Origin of the sequence: Stenotrophomonas sp. 2619, from assembly GCF_040548725.1 — a bacterium.
GTDB lineage: Bacteria > Pseudomonadota > Gammaproteobacteria > Xanthomonadales > Xanthomonadaceae > Stenotrophomonas > Stenotrophomonas maltophilia_AP.
In genome coordinates this window covers 29,186-49,438 of the sequence record NZ_JBEPSF010000007.1, presented here as the reverse complement: position 1 = coordinate 49,438, position 20,253 = coordinate 29,186, and the positions used below count along the sequence as shown (strand labels likewise).

The window sequence follows — 20,253 nt, the reverse complement described above, 5'->3', positions numbered from 1 at the left end:
GTGGCTCTACCGGTCGGTGGGCGCTTCGTCGGCGGCGCGGGTGTCCGGCGCCTTTTCCAGCATGTCGCGCGCGGCCTTGGCCTTGTCCAGCGGCTGCTGGATGGCATCGCGCAGTGCGGTGGCCTGCGGTTCCGGCGGTTTGTCCGGTGCCGGTGGAACCGGTCGGTTGCAGCCGGCCAGGGCCAGCAGCGCGGTCAGCGGCAGGACGACACGGATGTTCATGGCAAGCGCACCTTGGTGAGGCCGGGGCGGACAGTGTCGCACCGTCGCCGCTGCCGTGCATGCGGGGCGGACCGCGTGCAGGGGCTGCGCTATCCTGCGTCCAGCGCACCGCATGGTGCAGTGCGCTGCATTACGGGGCAGGGTCCCCCGCAGGAGAAACAGGTGAGCGCGCAACGTTGGCGATTGGATGGGCAGACCGCCTTGATTACCGGTGCAAGTGCCGGCATTGGCCTGGCGATTGCCCGGGAACTGGCCGGTTTCGGCGCGGACCTGTTGATCGTCGGGCGCGATCCCGATGCACTGGAAATGGCCCGCGATGAACTGGTGGATGCCTTCCCCGACCGCGAGATCCATGGCCTGGCCGCCGACGTCTCCGACGACGAAGACCGCCGCGAGATCCTCGACTGGGTCGAAGACCACAGCGATGGCCTGCACCTGCTGATCAACAACGCCGGCGGCAACATCACCAAGCCGGCCACCGAATACACCGAAGACGAATGGCGCGGCATTTTCGAGACCAACCTGTTCTCGGCCTTCGAGCTGTCGCGCTACGCGCACCCGATGCTGGCCCGGCACGCCGCCTCGGCGATCGTCAACGTGGGCAGCGTGTCCGGCCTGACCCACGTGCGCAGCGGCGCGGTGTACGGCATGACCAAGGCGGCCATGCACCAGATGACCCGCAACCTGGCCGTGGAATGGGCCGAAGACGGTATCCGGGTCAACGCGGTGGCGCCGTGGTACATCCGCACCCGGCGCACGTCGGGGCCCCTGTCCGACCCGGACTACTACGAAGAAGTGATCGACCGTACCCCGATGCGCCGCATCGGCGAGCCCGAGGAAGTGGCGGCCGCGGTGGGATTCCTGTGCCTGCCAGCGTCCAGTTATGTCACCGGCGAGTGCATCGCGGTGGACGGTGGGTTCCTGCGGTACGGGTTCTGACCCCGACGCACGTGCGGTAGCGCAGCCGACCAACGGTCTGGAGCGCAGCCGACCAACGGTCGGCTCTACCGGATGGGGATGCGCAGCCGACCAACGGTCGGCTCTACCGGATGGGGATGCGCAGCCGACCAACGGTCGGCTCTACCGGATGGGGCTGCGCAGCCGACCAACGGTTACGGGATGGGGCAGTCGCTGTCGGCGAGGATGGCCTGCAGGCGTTCACGTTCGGCCGCGGCCCGGGCCGCGTTTTCCGGCGCGGCGAAGCGTTCCCGTCCGCGCGCATCGCGGAAGCGCTGCTGCCAGCTGTTGCAACGCTGTGCTTCGGGGACGGGCTCGCACGTATCGCGGATCACTTCGCACCCGGCCGCATTGAGCGGTGTGGTGCCGCCCAGGCCGGTGACGGTCATCAGTTCGCAATGCGGCGGTGCCGGTTCGCGTTCGTGCAGATAGCCGCCGCCGTCGCGGCCCTGGCAGGCGTAGATCTCCGGCAGCGGCTGTTTGGCCACGGCGTCTGCTTCGGCCTGCTGTTCGGCCTGTCGGCGCACCACGTCGCTGTCGAGGATGGCCGTGCCCTCGGCCTCTACCGAGGTCTGCACATCGCCGGCCTGCAGCACCGGCAACGGCGCGTGGGCCAGGGTGCCGGTGGCAACGGACGGATCGCTGCTGGCCGGCACCGCGGCCGCCACCGGGGCGCTGGTTGGCGCAGCCGGTACGGCGCTGCTGGGCGGCGCGACGAAACGCTGGATACGTTGCTGGGTGCCCGGCGGGCAGGGCGCATTCTGCACGGTGAGGCCGCCATCGGCGGCGGTGCACCGGAACAGCACCACGTCCTCGGCGCATGCCAGCGCGGGCAGGCACAGCCACACCGCGAGCACTGCCACGCCGCTGCGCGGCGCGACACGGCGCATCAAGGAGGAAAGGGGCAGGGAGGCGATGTGCATCGGGTCGTGGCAACCAGCGGCAAGGCGTAGCGAAGTGCGCATTGAAGCACGTGCTAGCGGCAGTCGCGTTCCAGCCGCGCATCCACGCTGCGCTGCTCACGGTTGAGCGCGTCGCGTTGTCCCTGCAGCGCACTGTTGTACTGGCGTACCAGTTCCCAGTGACGGCCCTGCAGGCGTGCACACACTTCTTGCTGCGGCAGCGGGTTGCACGCGTCGCGCACCAGTACGTTGCCGGTGGGCACTACGGTGTCGGTGTAGGTGCCGGGATAGACCTCGCGGTTGCCTTCCCAATGCGTGCTGCCACTGCCCACGCTGAGGCTGCCGCCCACGTGCGGGCCACCGCCGGAGATCGACAGCGAGCCGCCGCTGGCACTGACCGAACCCGATCCCGCGCCGGCACCCATCGGCGCGATCGGCGGCAGGGGCCGCGGCGGCGGTCGTCCACCGCCGCCCGGGGGGCGGTGACCATGCCCATACGGCAGGTACACGCTGGTCCAGATCGGCACCCAGCGCGGATTGCCCTCGCCGCTGTCGCTGGTATAGCGGCTGCCGTCGTCGCGCACGCATTCGTACAACGGCTGTGGCGGCTGCACGTAAACGTGCCGCACCTCGCGCTGCGGTGCAGCCGGCGTGGGCGTGTCGGTGGGGTCGCGGTCGCTGCGCACCACGCGCGGGGCAGGGTCGCGCGGGCGTTGCATGTCGCGCACTTCCTGGCGTCCGTCGCGGCAGGGTGCATCCTGCAGCGACACCGCGCCGTTGCTGCCCACGCACCGGTACACGCGCACATTGCCGGCGTCCTGCGCGGCCAGTGGCGCGCTGGCGCAGCACAACAGCAGGGACAGGCGCAGGGCGGTCGTTCGGTGCATGGGGCCAGTGTGCGGCTTTAGCGGCGGCGGCGCAAAACCGTGGGCGAGCAGGCCGCTCAGCTGCGCAGGACCTGGCCGCTGAGCGCGTCGCGGATCGGGGTGGGCTGGGCCAGGCCGCCGGTGTCGCCGTCCACCAGGCCGTCCAGCAGCGGCAACAGCGCCGGGTCCAGTTCGGCCCGGGTCCGCGCCGGTGGTTTGCCGGCCAGGTTGGCACTGGTGGACACCAGCGGGCCGCCCCAGGCCCGGCACAACGCGGCCACCAACGGGTGCGCGCTGATGCGCACGGCAATGCCGCTGTGCGCACCGGTGATCCAGCGCGGTGCGCGTGGTCCGGCCGGCAGGATCCAGGTGTTCGCGCCGGGCCAGCTGGCCAGCACCACGGCCTGGCGTTGCGCGGGCAAGGCCTGCAGGCGCACCCAGTCGTCCAGTTGGGCCAGGTCGGCCGCCACCAGGATCATGCCTTTCTCGACCGGGCGCTGCTTGAGCTGCAGCAGCTTCATCACCGCCGCCTCATGGGCGGGATCGCAGCCCAGGCCCCACACCGCTTCGGTCGGGTAAGCCACTACCCCGCCGGCGCGGAGCACGGGCAGGGCGGTATCCAGGGTGAGTTCGTTCATGGCGGCAACAGCGGGCGTGGGCGTAGGCCCGTATTATCCGCCCGCGGCGTGGCAACCGGGTGATCCCCGCGCAGATCCACGCGGGGCGTGGGCCTGCGCCGGTGGCGGCACTCAGGCCTTCTTGGCGACCGTCTTCTTGGCCACTTTCTTGGTGGCCGCCTTCTTGGTCGCGGTCTTCTTCGTTGCAGCCTTCTTGGTGGCGGCTTTCTTCGCCGGTGCCTTCTTGGCGGCCGCCTTCTTCGGCGCGGCCTCCTTCTTCACCGTGGCCTTCTTGGCCACTACCTTCTTGGCCGCCTTCTTGCCGAAGCCCTTGCGCACCGGCTTGCCGGTTTCTTCCATCAGCTGCTGCACTTCGGCCAGGGTCAGCGAGGCCGGCTCACGATCCTTGGGGATCTTGCCGTTCATCCTGCCATCGCTGATGTACGGGCCGAAGCGGCCGTTCAACACCTGGATGTCGCTGCCCTCGAACTCCTTGATGATCCGGTTGCGCGCGATCTCTTCCTTCTCTTCGATCAGGAACACCGCACGGGCCAGGTCGATCGTATAGGGGTCGTCTTCCTTCTTCAGCGAGGCATAGGTGCTGCCGCGCTTGGCGAACGGACCGAACCGGCCGATGCCGACGCTGACGTCCTCGTCCTTGTCCTGGCCGAGCGCGCGCGGCATCAGGAACAGCTCCAGCGCGTCTTCCAGGGAAATGGTGTGCATCGACTGGCCCGGGCGCAGCGAGGCGAACTTGGGCTTGTCTTCGGCATCTTCGGCGGTGCTGCCGATCGCCGCGTACGGCCCGAAGCGGCCCAGCCGCACGCTGACCGGCTTGCCGGTCTTGGGGTCGGTGCCGAGTTCGCGCGCGCCACTGGCTTCGGCGCGGTCCACCGATTCGTTCTTCTCTTCGACCAGCTTGCTGAAGGGGTCCCAGAAGCGGGCCATCAGCGGAATCCAGTCTTCCTCGCCACGCGACACCGCATCGAGCTCGTCCTCGAGCTTGGCGGTGAAGTCGTAGTCCACGTACTGGGTGAAGTGGCTGGACAGGAACTTGGACACCGCGCGGCCGACGTCGGACGGGCGGAAGCTGCGGCCTTCCATTTCCACGTACTTGCGGAACAGCAGGGTCTGGATGATCGAGGCGTAGGTCGACGGGCGGCCGATGCCATATTCTTCCAGCGCCTTGACCAGCGCCGCTTCGGTGAAGCGCGGCGGCGGCTGGGTGAAGTGCTGGTCGGCCACGATGCGCTCGAGCGGCACGCGGTCGCCGGGCTTCATCGCCGGCAGCTTGCGGCCTTCGTCGTCGTCTTCGGCGCTCTTGGTGTCCTTGCCTTCTTCGTACACGGCCAGGAAGCCGGGCACCACCACGGTGGTGCCGCTGGCGCGGAACACGTGTTCGCTGCCGGCCGACAGGTCCACGCTCACGGTGTTGAGCGTGGCCGGGATCATCTGGCAGGCCACGGCCCGCTTCCAGATCAGTTCGTAGAGCTTGCGCTCGTCGTCGGTCAGGAAGCGCGCCACCTGGGCCGGGGTCCGCAGGGCCGAGGTCGGGCGCACGGCTTCATGCGCTTCCTGGGCGTTCTTGGACTTGGTCTGGTAGGTGTTGGGCTGGTCGGGCAGCGAAGCGATGCCGTAATCGCGGGCGATCACGTCGCGGATCTCGGCCAGTGCATCCTGGGACAGGTTGACCGAGTCGGTACGCATGTACGAGATCAGGCCGACGGTGCCTTCTTCCTCGCCAATGGCCACGCCTTCGTACAGCTTCTGCGCCACCTGCATGGTCTTGCGGGTGGTGAAGCCCAGCTTGCGCGAGGCCTCCTGCTGCAGCGTGGAGGTGGTGAATGGCGGGGCCGGGCGGCGCTTGCGCTCCTTGCTGGCCACGTCGGTGACATGCAGCGCGCCCTGCGCGGCCTGCTGGATGCGCAGGCGTGCGGCTTCGGCGGTATCGCCGTCGGTCACGGTGAACTGTTCGAACTTCTTGCCGTCCAGCTTGGTCAGGCGCGCGGTGAACGGCTGCGACGGATGCGCACAGGCGGCATCGATGCTCCAGTACTCGCGGGCGATGAAGGCTTCGATCTCTTCCTCGCGCTCGACGATCATGCGCAGCGCCGGGCTCTGCACGCGGCCGGCGGACAGGCCGCGCTGCACCTTGCGCCACAGCACCGGGGACAGGTTGAAGCCCACCAGGTAGTCCAGCGCGCGGCGCGCCTGCTGTGCATCGACCAGGTCGCCGGCGATCTCGCGCGGGTGGCCCATGGCTTCCTTGATGGCGCGCGGGGTGATCTCGGTGAAGACCACGCGCTGCATCGGCTTGTCCTTGACCAGCCCGCGTTCCTTCAGGATTTCGGCGATGTGCCAGCTGATCGCCTCACCCTCGCGATCCGGATCGGTGGCCAGGAAGATGTCGTCGGCGCCCTTGGCAGCCTTGACGATGGCATCGACGTGCTTTTCGTTCTTCTCGATGAGGTCGTACCGCATCGCGAAGTTGTTGTCGGGATCGACCGCGCCTTCCTTCGGCACCAGGTCGCGCACATGCCCATACGAGGCCAGGACGGTGTAGTCCTTGCCGAGGTATTTGTTGATCGTCTTGGCCTTGGCGGGCGATTCGACGATGAGCAGGTGCTTGGGCATGTCAGATTATTTCTGTGGGCAGCAGCCCGGGAGAGGGCGCTAGGGTGGAGCAAATGGCCGCATTAGTGAAGGGCAGCGGGCGATTTCCATAAACTGAACGCCCGGGTATGCGCCGGGCGTTCAGCTTTTCCTCTTATTAGAGGAATCACGACCGAGCCGCCCGTGTCAAGCGGCCCGGTGTGAGGGTGGGGTCAGGACATGGACGAGGCGATGACCCCGATCATGGCAATACCCACGCCGATGGCGGCCACGGTGATCAGGCCGGAAACCACCAGAATCACGATGGTGACGGTGCCCAGGCCCGGCTGCTGCAGGTGCTCGTTTTCGGTGTAGGCCCATTTGTCGACCACCACGGTGTCGCAGATCATGTCGTGCAGGGCCTGCTTGCGCTCGGTGAAGGCGGCCATGATGAAACCGATCATCAGGGTCAGGCTGCTCAGCAGGAAGCCGAAGTAGCGCCCGATGCCGCGGCCCAGGGTGAGCCGTTCGCCATTGCCACGCACCACCTTGATGCCCACCGCCATCTTGCCCAGGGTGGCGCCACCGGCCGACGCGTGGAAGCCGGCGTAGTAGGCCACGCCCAGCGCCAGGCCGGCCACCATCGCCAGCAGGCTCATCACCAGCGCCACCGACTCGTTGCCCGACACCGCGCCGATGCCGTTGAAGATCAGGCTGACCGGAATGTTGACCACGCTGACCACCACCGAGTCGAGGAAGTAGCTGGCATAGCGCTTCCAGAACCCGGCGTAGACCACGTTGCCGCCGCCGACCACTGCGGCGTTGGCATAGCCACCGGCGGCCGGTGCGGTGTACGGCGAATGGGTGCCGCCACCGGTGCCCGGCAGCGGCGCGGTGCCGTTGTCGATGGCCGTGTAATCGCCACGCAGGTCGAAGCCGCTGCCCAGATTCTCCGCAGCGCTGCTCAGGTTCTGCAGCTGCAGTTCGTCGACCGCCTCGGACAACGGCTTCCACTGCGGCATGCCCTCACGCCAGACCAGGGTGGTCAGGCTGATCTGCGCGCGCTGGAAACGCAGGCGCATCTCGTCGGCGGTCAACGGGCCCTGGCGCTCCTGGCCATCGGCGAAATACCACTCAGTCATTGCTTCAATCCCCTTTGGGTTCATCCATGGACATGCGTCCGTTGTCAGCCGCGGCAGTGCTGCGGCAGGTACTTGTCATCCGGCTCGCCGGTGCATTCCCACTGGTGCAGCTCCGGGTCGAAATCCAGCCACAGCAGCTTGCCGTCCAGGGCCGCCTTGTCGGGCACCGACAGTTCGGCTTCGATGCCGCAGTGGCTGTTGTCGAAGCGGCCGATCCGCACCGCCGACAGGTCGCCGCTGGCATAGCTTTCGGCCGGCTGGAACCCTTCGTCGTCATTGACCGGGCAGCGCCCGTGGGTCTGCACGAACTCGCTGACCTGCACCTTGATCGGGTCCAGTTCGGTGATGGCCTGCGCGGTCTTGGAGCGCAGCACATACTCCTGGTAGGCGGGCAGGGCGATGGCGGCAAGAATGCCGACGATCGCCACCAGCAGCACGCCGCCGATGCCGGCCACGATGCCGGCGATGGCGCAGCCGGACAGGCCCTGGCGTGGCGCTACCGGCGCGGCGGCCATCGTGGGTGCGGCAGCAGCCGTCAGCGGCGGCGCCGGTGCAGGAGGGGGCACCGGGTCGGACGCGGGGCTGTCCGCAGGAATCTGCGGCGGCAGGGCCACGGCGGGGGTGTCGGTTTCGGCGGGGGTGTCGGCCACGGGCGCTGGCGGCGGGGCCAGTACCAGGCCGATCTCGTCGGCCACTTCGCGCAGCGGTTGCCACTGCGCCATGCCGTCGCGCCAGACCAGCGTATCGGCCGCAATGCGGCTGGACTGGTAGAGCGCGATCAGTTCATCGGACGCCAGCGGCCCGCGCTGCTGGCGATTTCCTTCTGCATAGAACCACTGGCCCACGGCACGCTCCTGAATGCGCAAGGCGCCCAGTGTACGGTCAGTGAAGCGGTTCCGGTTCGTCAATGAACATCTGCGTTTCCATCCAGGCGTAGGCGGCCTCGGACCCGGGCTGGTTGAACAGCACCATCAGCACCACCCACTTGAGGTCGTCCAGGTCCAGCTCGTCCTGGTCCAGGGCCATGGCGCGGTCCAGCACCAGCTCACGCTGGTTGGCGTCCAGAATGCCGTGCTGCTCCAGGAACATCAGGAAACCGCGGCCTTCAACGTCCAGCTTGTCCAGTTCCGGACCGTGGTAGATGCGCACCGGGCCATCGACCCGGGCCACGTTCACGGCCGGGCGCTGGTCGGCCAGGGCATCGAGCCAGTCGAACGCTTTCTTGATTTCGGTGGGGCTGAAGCCGGCCTGTATCAGGCTGTTCTGGAGGGTGTCGCGGTCACGGACGAGGTCCGGGTCCTCGCTGAAATAATGTTCGAACAGGTACAGCAGGACATCCAGAATGCTCTCTTTCATTGCCCCTCGGCCTGCGTCAACGACGCTGTGGAGGTGAAGAAACTAGGGTTTTCGACAGTAGCGGCCATAGGCGGCAACCACCTTTCCTTCCAGTTCCATGACCAGCAGCATGGCCGACAGCTGAGCCGTCGTCAATCCGCTGCGCTGGATCAGTGAATCCATACCCGTTGGGTTGTCATCCAGTGCCTGCCACAAGCGCTGGTAGTCCGGGTGGGGGAAGGAGGGGGCGCGCCGAGGCGCCGGTCGTGCCTGTTCAGTGGGGGCGTCCAGCCGGCTTCGCAAGGCCTGCCCCAGGGTGCCGGCCAGGGCGGTCAGCCCGGCGATCACTTCGTCGGGGTGTTCCACCAGCATCACGCCCTCGCGGATCAACCGGTGGCAGCCGCGCGCCCGCGGGTTGCGTACCGAGCCGGGCAGGGCGAAGACCTCGCGCCCGGCCTCGGCCGCCAGCCGGGCGGTGATGAGCGCCCCGGACCGCAGCGCCGCCTCGATCACCACCGTGCCCAGGCTGAGCCCGGCAATCAGCCGGTTGCGGGCCGGGAACTGGCCGGGCTTGGGCGCGGTGCCGGGCGGGTACTCGCTGACCACCGCGCCGTGCTGGGCGATCCGTGCGTGCAGGGCGGCATGGCGCGGCGGGTAGGTCTGGTCCAGGCCGGTGGCCACCACCGCCACCGTCAGGCCGCCCGGCACCCGCAATGCCGCCTCGTGGGCGCGCGCGTCCACCCCGGCGGCCAGCCCGCTGACCACCGACAGCCCGCTGCGCGCGAACGCGGCAGCGAATTCGGCGGCCAGCTCCGCGCCGCTGGGCGACGGCGTGCGGCTGCCCACGACGGCGACCCCGGGATGCCAGAGGCTGGCCGGGTCGCCCTGCACGAACAGCACCAGTGGCGCTTGGGGGTGGTGGCGCAGCAGCACCGGGTAGTCGTCGCTGTGGATCGGCACCAGGTGGTGGCCGGGGTGGGCCGCCCACTGGTGGGCCAGCGCCAGGGCAACCGGGTCGGGGCAGGCCAGCCGCGCGCACTGTTCGGGGGTGCAGCCGTTGGCACGCCAGCTGGAGGGGCCGGCACGCAGCGCCAGCATGGGATCGGCGTGGGCGTGCAGCAGGCGTCGCCGCGGCGGCAGGGGGCCGCCGGCCAGGACCAGGCGGAGCAGGGCGTCGCGGGTGTCAGGCAGGAGGGGTTCGCACATCTGCCAAGGCTAGGCCGCATACAACGACGGCGCCCTGGGGCGCCGTCGGAGTAATGCGTAGGGTTTTGCGTTTACTGGGCGTCAGGGTGCTTTGCCGCGTAACCGACCAGCACCGGCTTGACCCCCTGCATCACCAGTGCATAGCTGACCTTGTCGTAGGTGCGGAACACCATCGCATGGGCAGCATATTCGTCGGGCAGGGAGAGGCGCCCGGCGCCGTCGGTGAGCGAGTCGTCCATCCGCGACGAACCGGGGTACTTCATCTTGTTGGCCACGTGCCGGCCCTGGCGCCACAGCGACACCACGGTGCCGTTGTCGATGCCGTCGGTGCTGCCGGCGGAAATGGCGATCACATCGCGCGGGCCGCCGGACAGGAACATGTCGGTCACGGCCAGCACGCGGATATCCAGGCCTTCGGTCTGGGCAGCCGGGACGTGCGGGAAGAACTGCAGGTCGTACGGGTTGGCCTGCACCGGCACCAGACGGTCGCCGTTGCGCACTTCCACCCCGCCAACCCCGGTCTGCAGGGCGATGGTGGTCACATCCACATTGCCGGCGGCCACCTTGGTGACCGTGCCGACGTTGATCTGCGCCAACTCGTAGCCCAGCGTCTGGTTGCGCTTGCTGGGGACGAAGAAGTTCTTCCAGAGGTTGCCGCTGCCCGGGGTCACATCACCGCTGGCGGTGAGGTCCTCGGTCGGCTTGGGCAGGGCGTAGCGCACGGTCGGGCGGACCACGGCCCAGCGCTGGCCCACTTCGGCGCCTTCCAGCCCACGCACATAGGCGGTCTGGCCACTGGTGGCACGCAGGCGGTTGTCTTCCAGGCCCACCACGAACGGCAGCGACTTGACCTCGTCGACCACGCTCAGCTGCTTCAGGAAGGGTTCGACCTGGTCCAGCGGAATGCCGGTGATCGGCGCTTCCTGGCGCGGGCCGGGCTGGGCCACGACGCGGTCCAGGTAGGCCAGGCTCAGCACGTCACCCGGGTAGATCAGGTGCGGGTTCTTGACCTGCGGATTGGCCTGCCAGATTTCCGGCCACAGCCACGGCTTCTTCAGGAAGCGCGCGGAAATGTCCCACAAGGTATCGCCCTTGCGGACGACGTAGGTATCCGGGTGCCCGCCATTCACTTCAACGGCGGTAGCATAGGTGGCAACGGTCAACATCGCCACGGCGACGACCGTACGAGTACGTTCAAACATAGGTGGTGCCTGATTCCCCAACAGGTTGCCGCACTATAGTCCAGAAACCGGGGCGCAGGGCAAGCGTTGGCGATAGAATTGCGACGTACGCCGCTTTGACCGGCGCCCCCTACCGGTATTTGCCATGGCTATCCTGCCCATTCTTGAGTTTCCCGATCCGCGCCTGCGCACCAAGGCCGCGTTGATCGACGCCGCCGAGGTCACCACCCCGGCGTTCCAGCAACTGATCGACGACATGTTCCACACCATGTACGACGCCCCGGGTATCGGCTTGGCCGCCAGCCAGGTGGACGTGCACAAGCGCTTCATGGTCATCGACGTCAGTGAAGAGAAGGACACCCCGCGGGTGTTCATCAACCCGGAGATCGTCGCCAACGAGGGCGGCCAGGTCTACCAGGAAGGCTGCCTGTCGGTGCCGGGCATCTTTGCCGACGTTACCCGCGCCAACCAGATCACCGTGCGCTTCCTGGACCGCCAGGGCCAGCCGCAGGAACTGACCACCGACGGCGTGCTGGCGGTGTGCATCCAGCATGAGATGGACCACCTGGACGGCAAGCTGTTCATCGATTACCTGTCCCCGCTGAAGCGCGAGATGGTGCGCAAGAAGCTGGCCAAGGCGCGCAAGCACGTTGCCTGAGATGCCCAAGGGCCGGGCCGCGCGGGCTGACCGCGGGCCGGGCCTGGTTGTGCGGCGCCGGCCACCGGCGCCGTTTTTCTTTCTGCAAGTGGGGTAGCCATGAAGATTGTCTTTGCCGGTACGCCGGAGTTCGCCGTGTCCTCGCTGCGTGTCGCCGCGCGCCACCATGAAGTGGTCGCCGTATACACCCAGCCGGACCGTCCGGCCGGGCGTGGGCGCGGGCTGATGCCGTCGCCGGTGAAGTTGGAGGCGATCGCGCGTGGCATCCCGGTGTTCCAGCCCGAGCACCTGAAAACCCCCGAAGCCCAGCAGCAGCTGCGTGACCTGCAGCCGGACCTGATGGTGGTGGTGGCCTACGGGCTGATCCTGCCCAAGGCCGTGCTGTCCATTCCCACCCACGGCTGCTGGAACGTGCATGCCTCGCTGCTGCCGCGCTGGCGCGGCGCCGCGCCGATCCAGCGTGCGATCCAGGCCGGCGACCGCGAAAGCGGCGTGTGCCTGATGCAGATGGAAGCAGGCCTGGACACCGGCCCGGTGCTGCTCAAGCAACACCTGGCCATCGGCGCCAACGACACCGGCGGCCAGCTGCACGACCGCCTGGCCGAACTGGGTGCGCAGGTGCTGTCGGACGGACTGGGCCTGTTGCGCGCCGGGATCAAGCCGATTGCCCAGCCGCAGCCGGAGGCGGGGGTGACCTACGCGCACAAGCTGGACAAGGCCGAGGCCCGGCTGGACTGGGCACAGGACGCACCGGCACTGGAGCGCACCGTGCGCGCCTTCAACCCGTGGCCGATCGCCGAGGCCCAGCTGGCCGGCGAGCGCGTGCGCATCCATGGCGCGGTGGCGCTGCCGGACAACCAGGGCAAGGCCCCGGGCACGCTGCTGGCGGCCGCCCGCGAAGGCATCGACATCGCCTGCGGGCAGGGCGCACTGCGCCTGCGGGTGCTGCAGCGCGAAGGCGGCAAGGCAATCACGGCCGCCGATTACCTCAACGCGCGCCGCGACCTGAGCGTGGGTGCCTGAGATGACCCAGCTCCGGCAGGACAAGCAGGCCCCGCAGCGTGCCGCCAGCGCCCCCGGCGTGCCCACCCGCGTACTGGCGGCCAAGGTGCTGGCCCAGGTGATCGGCCGCGGCCGCTCGCTCAAGGCCGAACTGGCCAAGGCATTGCCGAGCCTGGACGACAGCCGCGACCGCGCCCTGCTGGAGGCCCTGTGCTTTGCGGTGCTGCGCCGCCGCGGCGCCTACGACGCTGCGCTGGCGCAGTGGATGCAGCGCCCGCTGGGCGTGCGCGAGGACGAACTGCGTGCGCTGTTGCTGGTGGGCTTTGCCCAGCTGGACGCGCTGGAACTGCCCGCCCACGCGGCGCTGTCGGCCACCGTGGACGCTGCCCGTGCCATGGGCCGTGACCGCCAGGCCGGCATGGTCAACGCGCTGCTGCGCCGCGCCCAGCGCGACGGCATCCCGGCCCAGCCGGCGCGCGCTGCGTTCCCGGACTGGCTGGCCGGCATGATCGAACAGGACTGGCCGGAGCAGGCCGCGGACGTGTTCACCGCCAGCCTGCAGCCGGCCCCGTTGTGGCTGCGGGTGAACCGCCAGCACGGCAGCCGCGAGGCGGTGCTGGAACAGCTGGCCGCCGCCGCCATCGAGGCCGAGGCGTCGCCGCTGTGCAGCGATGCGATCCGCCTGCCGGTGCCCGTGCCGGTGGCGGCGCTGCCGGGGTTCGCCGCCGGTGCGTTGTCGGTGCAGGATCTGTCGGCGCAGCAGGTGGCCGATGCCCTGGCCCCGCGCGCCGGTGCGCGCGTGCTGGATGCCTGCGCCGCGCCGGGTGGCAAGGCCGCGCACCTGCTGGAGCGTGATCCCAGCCTGCAGCTGTTGGCACTGGACATCGACCCGCGCCGACTCAAGCGCATCAGCGAGACCTTCGCCCGCACCGGCGTGGGCGCGCAGGCGCGGGTGCTGGCCGCCGACGCCGCGGCGCCGGACAGCTGGTGGGACGGGCAACCGTTCGACTGCATCCTGCTGGATGCGCCGTGCTCGGCCACCGGCATCATCCGCCGCCAGCCGGACGTGCTGGTGCACCGCCGTCCGGCCGATATCGAGGCCCTGGTGGCGCTGCAGGCACGCCTGCTGGATGCGTGCTTCAGCATGCTGGCTCCCGGTGGCACCCTGCTGTATGCGACATGCTCGATCCTGCGCGAAGAGAACCAGTTCCAGATCGAGTCCTTCCTGCAGCGCACCCCCCGCGCAGGCTTCCTGCCGTTGGGCGAGGCCTTCGGCCACGACTCCTGGGCCGGTCGCCAGCGCCTGCCCGGTGAAGAGGGTGCAGACGGATTCTTCTACGCGCGTCTGCTAAAAAAGGGCTGATATCCCGCTGCTGGACCCGCGTCATATGTTGAACACCCCTGCCAGGCGCGAGTTCTGGCTGCTTGCCACGATGGCCCTGCTGGTGCTCGGTGCCGGCCTGGGCCTGCGCGACCCCTGGCCATCGGACGAGCCGCGCTTTGCGCTGGTGGCCAAGCAGATGGTGCTCAGCGGCGACTGGCTGTTCCCGCACCGTGGCACCGAGTTGTACTCGGACAAGCCGCCGATGCTGATGTGGGCGCAGGCCGCGCTTTACAGCCTGTTCGGCAACTGGCGGGTGGCGTTCCTGCTGCCGTCGCTGCTGGCCGCATTGGGCACGCTGGCCTGCGTGTACGACCTGGGCCGCCGCCTGTGGACCCGCCGGGTCGGCCTGTACGCGGCGTGGGCGCTGTTGTTTGCGGTGCATTTCACCTTCCAGGCCAAGAAGGCGCAGATCGACCCGCTGGTGGTGTTCTTCATCACCCTGGCCAACTACGGCCTGCTGCGGCACCTGCTCTGTGGGCCGGCGTGGCGGTGGTGGTGGCTGGGCTGGTTCGCTGCCGGGCTGGGGGTGATCACCAAGGGCGTGGGCGTGCTGGCGCTGCTGATGGTGCTGCCGGCGGCCGTGGCGTCGCTGCTGGGCTGGCCGCGGGTTCGCCTGCACGTACGCGACTGGCGCTTCTGGCTGGCCCCGCTGGCCTTCGTGCTGGCGGTGGCGCTGTGGCTGCTGCCGATGGTGCTGGTGGCCACGTCCAGCGGCTCGGTGGAGTACCGGGCCTACATGAACGACATTCTGTTCCGGCAGACCGCCAAGCGGTACGCGCAGTCGTGGGACCACCACCAGCCGTGGTGGTATTTCCTGGCCACCATGCCGTCGATGTGGCTCCCGGCATTCCTGGTGCTGCCCTGGGCCACCCCGGCCTGGTGGCGCCGGCTGCGCCGCCGCGATCCGCGCTACCTGGTGCTGCTGGGCTGGTGGCTGCTGATCGTGCTGTTCTTCTCTATCCCACACGGCAAGCGCGATGTGTACATCCTGCCGGCGCTGCCGATGTTCTGCCTGGCGCTGGCACCGCTGCTGCCGGGGTTGCTGCGGCGGCGGGACGTGCAGTGGCTGCTGGGCGCGTTCAACGCCATGCTGGTGCTGGCCCTGCTGGGCGCGGGCATCGCGATGCTGGTGGGCCAACCCGGCTTTGAAAGCCGATTGATCCTGCAGCGTGGCATCGACACGTCGGTGACTGCGGCGCTGGGCTGGATAGGCGTGGCGCTGGGCGCCTGGGGCTTGGCCAGCCTGTGCTTCAGCGGCCCGCGGCGGCGCCACGTGGCCGTGCTGTCGACTTTGGCGATGGTCTGGGTGGCGTACGGGCTGGTGGGCTACCCGCTGTTCAACGATTCCAGCTCCGCGCGTGGGTTGATGCAGCAGGCCGGGCAGCGCATCGGCGCCGACGCGCAGCTGGGGCTGGTGGGCTGGAAGGAGCAGAACCTGCTCATGGCCGACCGCCCCGTGACCACTTTTGGCTTCAAACGCCGTTGGTACAGCCAGTTGCAGGACGGGGTGGCCTGGCAGGCGCAGGCGCCGCAGCAGCGCTGGCTGCTGGTGCAGGAGGCGGCCGTGCTGGACTGCATCGACCGCCGCCGTGCCGAACGGGTGGGCGTGGCCAATCGCCGCGGCTGGTGGCTGGTCCCTGCCGATGCCGTGGTCGGCCCCTGCCTGCCCAGTGCCCGGGAACTGGCGCGTATCACCCTGGAACAGGGCCGCGAAGCGCCGGAGGAGTGACAGTGCTCTCATGGATCATTACGGGACGATCGGTGACAATGCGGCCTGCTCGCCCGATCCTGGAATGGAGGCCGGTGAACCCGTTCCTCCTCCGTCATTACGCCGCATTGCCCAGATCGTGACCATGTCTCCACTCCGTCCTGCCCGCGCCAACCTCGCCTTGGCATGGGCATTCACGATCGCGCTCGGGTTGTCCCCGGTGCTGCTGATGTCGACCCTGGACGGTGGCAGTGCGGGCTATTACCTGCTGGTCCTGCTGAGCATCATCGTGCTGGCGGTGGTGCGCCCGGCCGCGCCCGGGCAGGTCTGGTGCGACAACCGCCGCGAATATGTGTGGATGGGCGTGGGCGTGGCGGTGATGCTGATCGGCGTGCTCACCAGCCTGCTCGTGCATGGCCTGTGGAAGGGCTCGGAGGTGGAAAAGGCCTCGCGATTCCTGACCGTGCTGTTGATCCTGGCCGCTGCGCTGCGAATTCCGCGCCCGATCCTGGCCCATGGTCTGTTCGGCCTGTTGCTGGGCATCTGGTATGCGGTGATCAACGTGGGCTGGCTGGTGTTGAGCACCGGCGGGCGCCCGGCCACCCGCCAGTTCAACACGGTGACCTACGGCAACCTGACCCTGCTGTTTTCGATGCTGGCGCTGCTGCTGCTGGGCTATCGCATCACCCGTTTCAAGCGCACCGAGTTCGCGCTGAAACTGATCACCGGCGTAGCCGGGCTGGGCGCATTCCTGGCCACCCAGACCCGCGGCGGGCTGTTGGCAGTGCCGGTGCTGGTGTTCATCGCACTGCTGGTGCAGGGGCGCCGACTCAATCGCTACAAGGCGTGGGCCGGTGCGTTGCTGCTCGGCGCGCTGGGCCTGATCGTGCTCAGCGACAGCACCCTGCGCGAGCGCATCCACCTGGGCGTGAACGAATTCGAAGAGTGCCAGGTGACCCATCTGGCCGATACGTCGGTGTGCATTCGTCTGCAGCTGTGGAGCGCGGCCGGGCACATGATCCAGAGCGAGCCGGTGTTCGGCATCGGCGGAGGCGACCGCTTCCGCGAAGAACTGCGCAGCCTGGCCGAGACCCGCCAGGTGTCGCCCACCGTGGCGCGCGACTACGGCGAAACCCACAACGACCTGCTGTATTTCCTGGCCACCTACGGTGTGCTGGGCGGGTTGGGGCTGGTGCTGCTGTACGCCGCACCGGGGTGGGTGCTGCTGCGTCGGCTGTGGCGGGACGACGACGCCGGGCGCCTGTTCGCCGGTGCCGGGGTGATGATCTGTGCCAGCTACCTGGTGTTCGGCCTCACCGAGATGATGTTCCGCGACATGCGCTCGGCCTCGTTCTACGCCACCTGGGTGGCGGTGTTCCTGGCCCTGTCCGACCCGGCGCGCCGGCGCCAGGCGGACTGATCCCGGGTCAACCGCCCTGCAGGGCAGCCGCGTAGCTGGCTTCGGTCAGGCCGGTGAACGTGTCCAGGCCGAACTCACGCACCGCACGCTGGCGCGCGGCCACGCCAATCCGGGCCAGGTCGTGGCGCTGTGCATACAGCTGGGCCACCTGGGCGGCGATCGCGGGAATGTTGCGCACCGGCACGATCCAGCCGTCCTGGCCGTGGTCGATGTTCTCCGGCAGGCCGGCGTAGTCGCTGACCATCACCGGCTTGCCCATCGCCATCATTTCGCGGCAGGCGAACGAGATCGTTTCCACGTCGTGGGACAGCACGAAGCCCGCATCGCCGCTGGCCACGAACGGCCGGATATCCTCCAGCAGGCCGGGCAGGTGGACCTGCGCGGCCAGGCCCAGCTCGGCCACCCGGGCCAGCAGGCGCGGCTCCGCATCGCGGCCGGCCACGGCCACGTGGATGTGGCCGCGGATCGGTTCGGGCAGGGTGGCGATGGCCTCGACCAGGTCGATCCAGCCCTTGTGGCCGTCGGTGCCGGCATTGCTCACCATCACCAGTGCCTCGGGATCGGTGGTCCAGCGCGCGCGCAGCGCCGCGCCGGCCGATGCATCGACGGGGGCGAAGCGGGCCAGGTCCACGCCGTTGCGCACCACATCGATCGGGCAGCGCCGGTAGGGGCTGTCCAGCAACATGTCGCGGGTGTGCGCGGAGACGGCGATCACCCGGTCGGTGCCCCAGCGCGCGCGCAGGGTGTTGCCGAACGTGTTGCTGGGCTTGCTGTTGTGCTTGGTGAACACCAGCTTGGGCCGATGGGCCAGGCCGGCCACCGCTTCCATCATCACCCGATGGTCGCGCGCGCCGTTGGCGTGCACGATGTCGATGCGGTGCTGCTGCACCAGGTGGCGCAGGCGGCGCATGTCGGCCCATTGCTGGGGCAGCGTGGGCAGGCCACTGCTGAAGGCGATGTCCAGCGGTTCGGCAATGCCTTCGTCGCGGACCACGCGCAGCACGCGACTGTTGTCCGGGGCGGCCATGAACAGCTGGTGGCGCGCCGACAGCGCGCGCGCCAATGACACCAGGTAGGTGGTGTGGCCGCCGCCGTCGCCGGAATGGAAGTTGGTGTAGAGGATCTTCATGGGGGCCTTCGATCAAACGCGCATGAAGTCTGCCACAGCAGCGTTCATGCGGCGTCGCTGCGCCGCGGCGGGTCGCTCACCGGCTGGCCGTGCTGCAGCATCCACAACATGATCGTTTTCTGGCGCACGTAGTTGGCGCGCACGTAGGCATACACCAGCCCATGCCAGCCATCGCGGAAGCCTCCGCGCAGCAGCAGCCCGCGCCAGAACCGCCACGCCGGGGCCAGGACCAGCTTGGCCAGGGTGGCGCGCTTGCCGCGTGCGAACTCGTGCTCGGCCATCATCCGGGCGTAGCGTTGGGTCTTGCTCAACTGCTGTTCCAGCGAGCGGTACGGGTAGTGGATCAGGTCGCCGCGCAGCACGCCCACGCTGCCATCGACGCTGGCCGCTTCGTGGATCTCGCGCTTGCCGCGCCAGCCGCCGTGGCGACGGTCGAACAGGCGCAGCACGCGGTCCGGATAGGCATTGCCGTGGCGCAGGAACTTGCCGAAGTACTCGGACAAACGCGCGAAGCGGTAGCCGTGGTGACCGGCGAAGCCACCGGCCTGGGCCGCCAGGATGGCCGCGCGCAGGTCGTCGCTGACGCGCTCGTCGGCATCCAGGCACAGCACCCAGTCGTGGGCGGCCTGTTCAACGCAGAACGCCTTCTGGCTGCGGAAGCCGTCGAACGGGCGCTGCAGCACGGTGGCCCCGGCGGCGCGGGCAATGGCCACGGTGGCATCGGTGGAATTGGAATCCACCACGACGATCTCGTCGCAGAAGGCCAGCGAGGCCAGGCAATCGCCGATGCGGTCGGCTTCATTGAACGCGATAATGCAGGCCGAGATGCGAGGCCGTTCAGTGGGAGCGGTCGTGGAGAACATGATGGCCGAGTACCTGCTGTTTGCGACGGAGCGTTATGCGCTGCCCATTCTCGCCCCTCTGGCCCAGGCGTTGCACGCGTCCGGGCAATCGGTGTCGGCCTGGTTCGCCGATGGGGCGGCCGGGGCCACTCTGCCGGGGGTGCCCAACGTGGACCTCAAGCAGGCGCTGGCGCTGCGCCCGCGGGCGGTGTTCAGCGCCGCCAACTGGGTGCCGCCGTTCATCGCCGGGGCCAAGGTGCAGGTCTTCCACGGCTTCAATGTGCAGAAGCGCGACAGCGCGCGCGGCCATTTCCGCGTGCGTGGCCTGTTCGACCTGTACTGCACGCAGGGGCCGGCGACGACGGAGCCGTTCCGGGACCTGGCCGCGCGCCAGGGCCATTTCGCCGTGGCGCAGACCGGCTGGCCGAAGCTGGACCCGCTGTTCCGCGACGACGGCGGCGCCAGCGCGGCGCTGCGGGCGCCGGCCGCTGGCCGCCCGGTGATCCTGTTCGGGTCTACGTTCACCGAGCGCCTGAGTGCGGCGCCGCACCTGTACGAGCACATTGCCGCTGATATCGCGCGCGGCGAGCGCTATTGGCTGCTGACCCTGCATCCCAAGTGCAGCGAGGAACTGTTCGCGCGCTACCGCGCGCTGGCCGGCGACAACGCCGCCTTCATCGAGCCCGAGCAGGTGATGGCCGCGCAGCGTGCCGCCGATGTGCTGGTGTCTGACACCTCCTCGATCGTGTCCGAGTTCGTGGTGCAGTACAAACCGGTGGTGACCTTCCGCAACCGCGTGCCGCAGCCGCACATGATCGACTTCGACGACGCCACCCGGCTGCCGGCGATGCTGGACCGCGCGCTGTCGCCCGAGCCGGCGCTGGTGGCGCACATCCAGCAGTACGCCGACAGCATCCACCCGTACCGCGACGGATATTCCAGCGAGCGCGTGATCGCGGCCACCGAGGATTTCCTCGCCGGCGAGCTGGGCACGCTCAAGCGCAAGCCGTTCGGCGCGTGGACGCGTGGCCTGCAGATCCGGCGTGACCTGGGCTATTGGGGGCCGTCCAAGCGGTAGAGCCGACCGTTG

At 68.9% G+C, this 20,253-nt stretch carries 19 protein-coding genes; 7 read left to right on the top strand and 12 right to left on the bottom strand.

What is annotated here, in order from left to right; translation table 11 throughout:
* Positions 1-6 precede the first annotated feature (6 nt).
* Positions 7-222, bottom strand: coding sequence for a hypothetical protein (locus ABIA71_RS08710; RefSeq protein WP_354284802.1), 216 nt, complete (start codon positions 220-222; stop codon positions 7-9).
* 162 nt (positions 223-384) lie between these two features.
* Here ABIA71_RS08710 and ABIA71_RS08705 point away from each other — a divergent pair, with 162 nt between their 5' ends.
* The gene (locus tag ABIA71_RS08705) at positions 385-1,161 is read left to right on the top strand and encodes an SDR family oxidoreductase (protein ID WP_354284800.1); all 777 of its coding nucleotides are present in this window, start codon (positions 385-387) and stop codon (positions 1,159-1,161) included.
* A gap of 173 nt (positions 1,162-1,334) precedes the next feature.
* Here ABIA71_RS08705 and ABIA71_RS08700 read toward each other — a convergent pair whose 3' ends face one another.
* The 9 genes from ABIA71_RS08700 to ABIA71_RS08660 all read right to left on the bottom strand — a co-directional run bounded on the left by ABIA71_RS08700 (position 1,335) and on the right by ABIA71_RS08660 (position 11,041).
* Complete coding sequence (locus ABIA71_RS08700; protein ID WP_354284798.1) at positions 1,335-2,102, bottom strand: DUF4124 domain-containing protein; 768 nt, start codon at positions 2,100-2,102, stop codon at positions 1,335-1,337.
* 53 nt (positions 2,103-2,155) lie between these two features.
* The gene (locus ABIA71_RS08695) at positions 2,156-2,968 is read right to left on the bottom strand and encodes a DUF4124 domain-containing protein (RefSeq protein ID WP_354284796.1); all 813 of its coding nucleotides are present in this window, start codon (positions 2,966-2,968) and stop codon (positions 2,156-2,158) included.
* A gap of 56 nt (positions 2,969-3,024) precedes the next feature.
* A complete protein-coding gene (tsaC, locus tag ABIA71_RS08690) occupies positions 3,025-3,585 on the bottom strand; it encodes an L-threonylcarbamoyladenylate synthase type 1 TsaC (protein ID WP_354284794.1) in 561 nt (186 codons plus the stop codon).
* Positions 3,586-3,696: 111 nt separating this feature from the next.
* A complete protein-coding gene (locus tag ABIA71_RS08685; RefSeq protein ID WP_354284792.1) occupies positions 3,697-6,198 on the bottom strand; it encodes a DNA topoisomerase I in 2,502 nt (833 codons plus the stop codon).
* Positions 6,199-6,389: 191 nt separating this feature from the next.
* On the bottom strand, positions 6,390-7,298 hold the full coding sequence (locus ABIA71_RS08680; protein ID WP_354284790.1) for an RDD family protein: 909 nt from the start codon (positions 7,296-7,298) through the stop codon (positions 6,390-6,392).
* A 44-nt stretch (positions 7,299-7,342) separates the two neighbouring features.
* Positions 7,343-8,143, bottom strand: coding sequence for a GYF domain-containing protein (locus ABIA71_RS08675; protein WP_354284788.1), 801 nt, complete (start codon positions 8,141-8,143; stop codon positions 7,343-7,345).
* Positions 8,144-8,180: 37 nt separating this feature from the next.
* Positions 8,181-8,654 (bottom strand): DUF494 family protein, encoded by a 474-nt coding sequence (locus ABIA71_RS08670; protein WP_038685975.1) that lies wholly within the window; start codon positions 8,652-8,654, stop codon positions 8,181-8,183.
* 42 nt (positions 8,655-8,696) lie between these two features.
* Positions 8,697-9,839, bottom strand: a complete 1,143-nt coding sequence (gene dprA / locus ABIA71_RS08665; RefSeq protein ID WP_354284786.1) for a DNA-processing protein DprA — start codon at positions 9,837-9,839, stop codon at positions 8,697-8,699.
* Between the two features lie 71 nt (positions 9,840-9,910).
* On the bottom strand, positions 9,911-11,041 hold the full coding sequence (locus tag ABIA71_RS08660; protein ID WP_354284784.1) for a LysM peptidoglycan-binding domain-containing protein: 1,131 nt from the start codon (positions 11,039-11,041) through the stop codon (positions 9,911-9,913).
* A gap of 124 nt (positions 11,042-11,165) precedes the next feature.
* Here ABIA71_RS08660 and def point away from each other — a divergent pair, with 124 nt between their 5' ends.
* From def to ABIA71_RS08635, 5 genes are all read left to right on the top strand, one after another.
* Positions 11,166-11,678 (top strand): peptide deformylase, encoded by a 513-nt coding sequence (def, locus tag ABIA71_RS08655; protein WP_128095809.1) that lies wholly within the window; start codon positions 11,166-11,168, stop codon positions 11,676-11,678.
* Positions 11,679-11,777: 99 nt separating this feature from the next.
* Positions 11,778-12,701, top strand: coding sequence for a methionyl-tRNA formyltransferase (gene fmt / locus ABIA71_RS08650; protein WP_354284782.1), 924 nt, complete (start codon positions 11,778-11,780; stop codon positions 12,699-12,701).
* Between the two features lies 1 nt (position 12,702).
* A complete protein-coding gene (rsmB, locus tag ABIA71_RS08645; protein ID WP_354284780.1) occupies positions 12,703-14,043 on the top strand; it encodes a 16S rRNA (cytosine(967)-C(5))-methyltransferase RsmB in 1,341 nt (446 codons plus the stop codon).
* A 25-nt stretch (positions 14,044-14,068) separates the two neighbouring features.
* Positions 14,069-15,793, top strand: a complete 1,725-nt coding sequence (locus tag ABIA71_RS08640) for an ArnT family glycosyltransferase (protein WP_354284778.1) — start codon at positions 14,069-14,071, stop codon at positions 15,791-15,793.
* Positions 15,794-15,917: 124 nt separating this feature from the next.
* Positions 15,918-17,192 (top strand): O-antigen ligase family protein, encoded by a 1,275-nt coding sequence (locus ABIA71_RS08635; RefSeq protein WP_354284776.1) that lies wholly within the window; start codon positions 15,918-15,920, stop codon positions 17,190-17,192.
* Positions 17,193-17,199: 7 nt separating this feature from the next.
* On the opposite strand, the gene ABIA71_RS08630 is transcribed toward ABIA71_RS08635, so the two are convergent.
* Positions 17,200-18,321, bottom strand: coding sequence for a glycosyltransferase (locus ABIA71_RS08630; protein ID WP_354284774.1), 1,122 nt, complete (start codon positions 18,319-18,321; stop codon positions 17,200-17,202).
* Between the two features lie 44 nt (positions 18,322-18,365).
* Entirely contained in the window at positions 18,366-19,184 is an 819-nt protein-coding gene (locus tag ABIA71_RS08625; RefSeq protein WP_354284772.1) for a glycosyltransferase family 2 protein, read from the bottom strand.
* Here ABIA71_RS08625 and ABIA71_RS08620 point away from each other — a divergent pair.
* On the top strand, positions 19,183-20,241 hold the full coding sequence (locus ABIA71_RS08620; protein ID WP_354284995.1) for a CDP-glycerol glycerophosphotransferase family protein: 1,059 nt from the start codon (positions 19,183-19,185) through the stop codon (positions 20,239-20,241). The two genes, ABIA71_RS08625 and ABIA71_RS08620, sit on opposite strands and share 2 nt — an antisense overlap.
* Positions 20,242-20,253: the final 12 nt, after the last annotated feature.

Coding starts and splice junctions, on each gene's coding strand:
- ABIA71_RS08710 (WP_354284802.1), bottom strand. CDS start 222: ATGAACATCCGTGTCGTCCTGCCGCTGACCGCGCTGCTGGCCCTGGCC.
- ABIA71_RS08700 (WP_354284798.1), bottom strand. CDS start 2,102: ATGCACATCGCCTCCCTGCCCCTTTCCTCCTTGATGCGCCGTGTCGCG.
- ABIA71_RS08695 (WP_354284796.1), bottom strand. CDS start 2,968: ATGCACCGAACGACCGCCCTGCGCCTGTCCCTGCTGTTGTGCTGCGCC.
- tsaC (WP_354284794.1), bottom strand. CDS start 3,585: ATGAACGAACTCACCCTGGATACCGCCCTGCCCGTGCTCCGCGCCGGC.
- ABIA71_RS08685 (WP_354284792.1), bottom strand. CDS start 6,198: ATGCCCAAGCACCTGCTCATCGTCGAATCGCCCGCCAAGGCCAAGACG.
- ABIA71_RS08680 (WP_354284790.1), bottom strand. CDS start 7,298: ATGACTGAGTGGTATTTCGCCGATGGCCAGGAGCGCCAGGGCCCGTTG.
- ABIA71_RS08670 (WP_038685975.1), bottom strand. CDS start 8,654: ATGAAAGAGAGCATTCTGGATGTCCTGCTGTACCTGTTCGAACATTAT.
- dprA (WP_354284786.1), bottom strand. CDS start 9,839: ATGTGCGAACCCCTCCTGCCTGACACCCGCGACGCCCTGCTCCGCCTG.
- ABIA71_RS08660 (WP_354284784.1), bottom strand. CDS start 11,041: ATGTTTGAACGTACTCGTACGGTCGTCGCCGTGGCGATGTTGACCGTT.
- def (WP_128095809.1), top strand. CDS start 11,166: ATGGCTATCCTGCCCATTCTTGAGTTTCCCGATCCGCGCCTGCGCACC.
- fmt (WP_354284782.1), top strand. CDS start 11,778: ATGAAGATTGTCTTTGCCGGTACGCCGGAGTTCGCCGTGTCCTCGCTG.
- rsmB (WP_354284780.1), top strand. CDS start 12,703: ATGACCCAGCTCCGGCAGGACAAGCAGGCCCCGCAGCGTGCCGCCAGC.
- ABIA71_RS08640 (WP_354284778.1), top strand. CDS start 14,069: ATGTTGAACACCCCTGCCAGGCGCGAGTTCTGGCTGCTTGCCACGATG.
- ABIA71_RS08635 (WP_354284776.1), top strand. CDS start 15,918: ATGTCTCCACTCCGTCCTGCCCGCGCCAACCTCGCCTTGGCATGGGCA.
- ABIA71_RS08630 (WP_354284774.1), bottom strand. CDS start 18,321: ATGAAGATCCTCTACACCAACTTCCATTCCGGCGACGGCGGCGGCCAC.
- ABIA71_RS08620 (WP_354284995.1), top strand. CDS start 19,183: ATGATGGCCGAGTACCTGCTGTTTGCGACGGAGCGTTATGCGCTGCCC.
- ABIA71_RS08625 (WP_354284772.1), bottom strand. CDS start 19,184: ATGTTCTCCACGACCGCTCCCACTGAACGGCCTCGCATCTCGGCCTGC.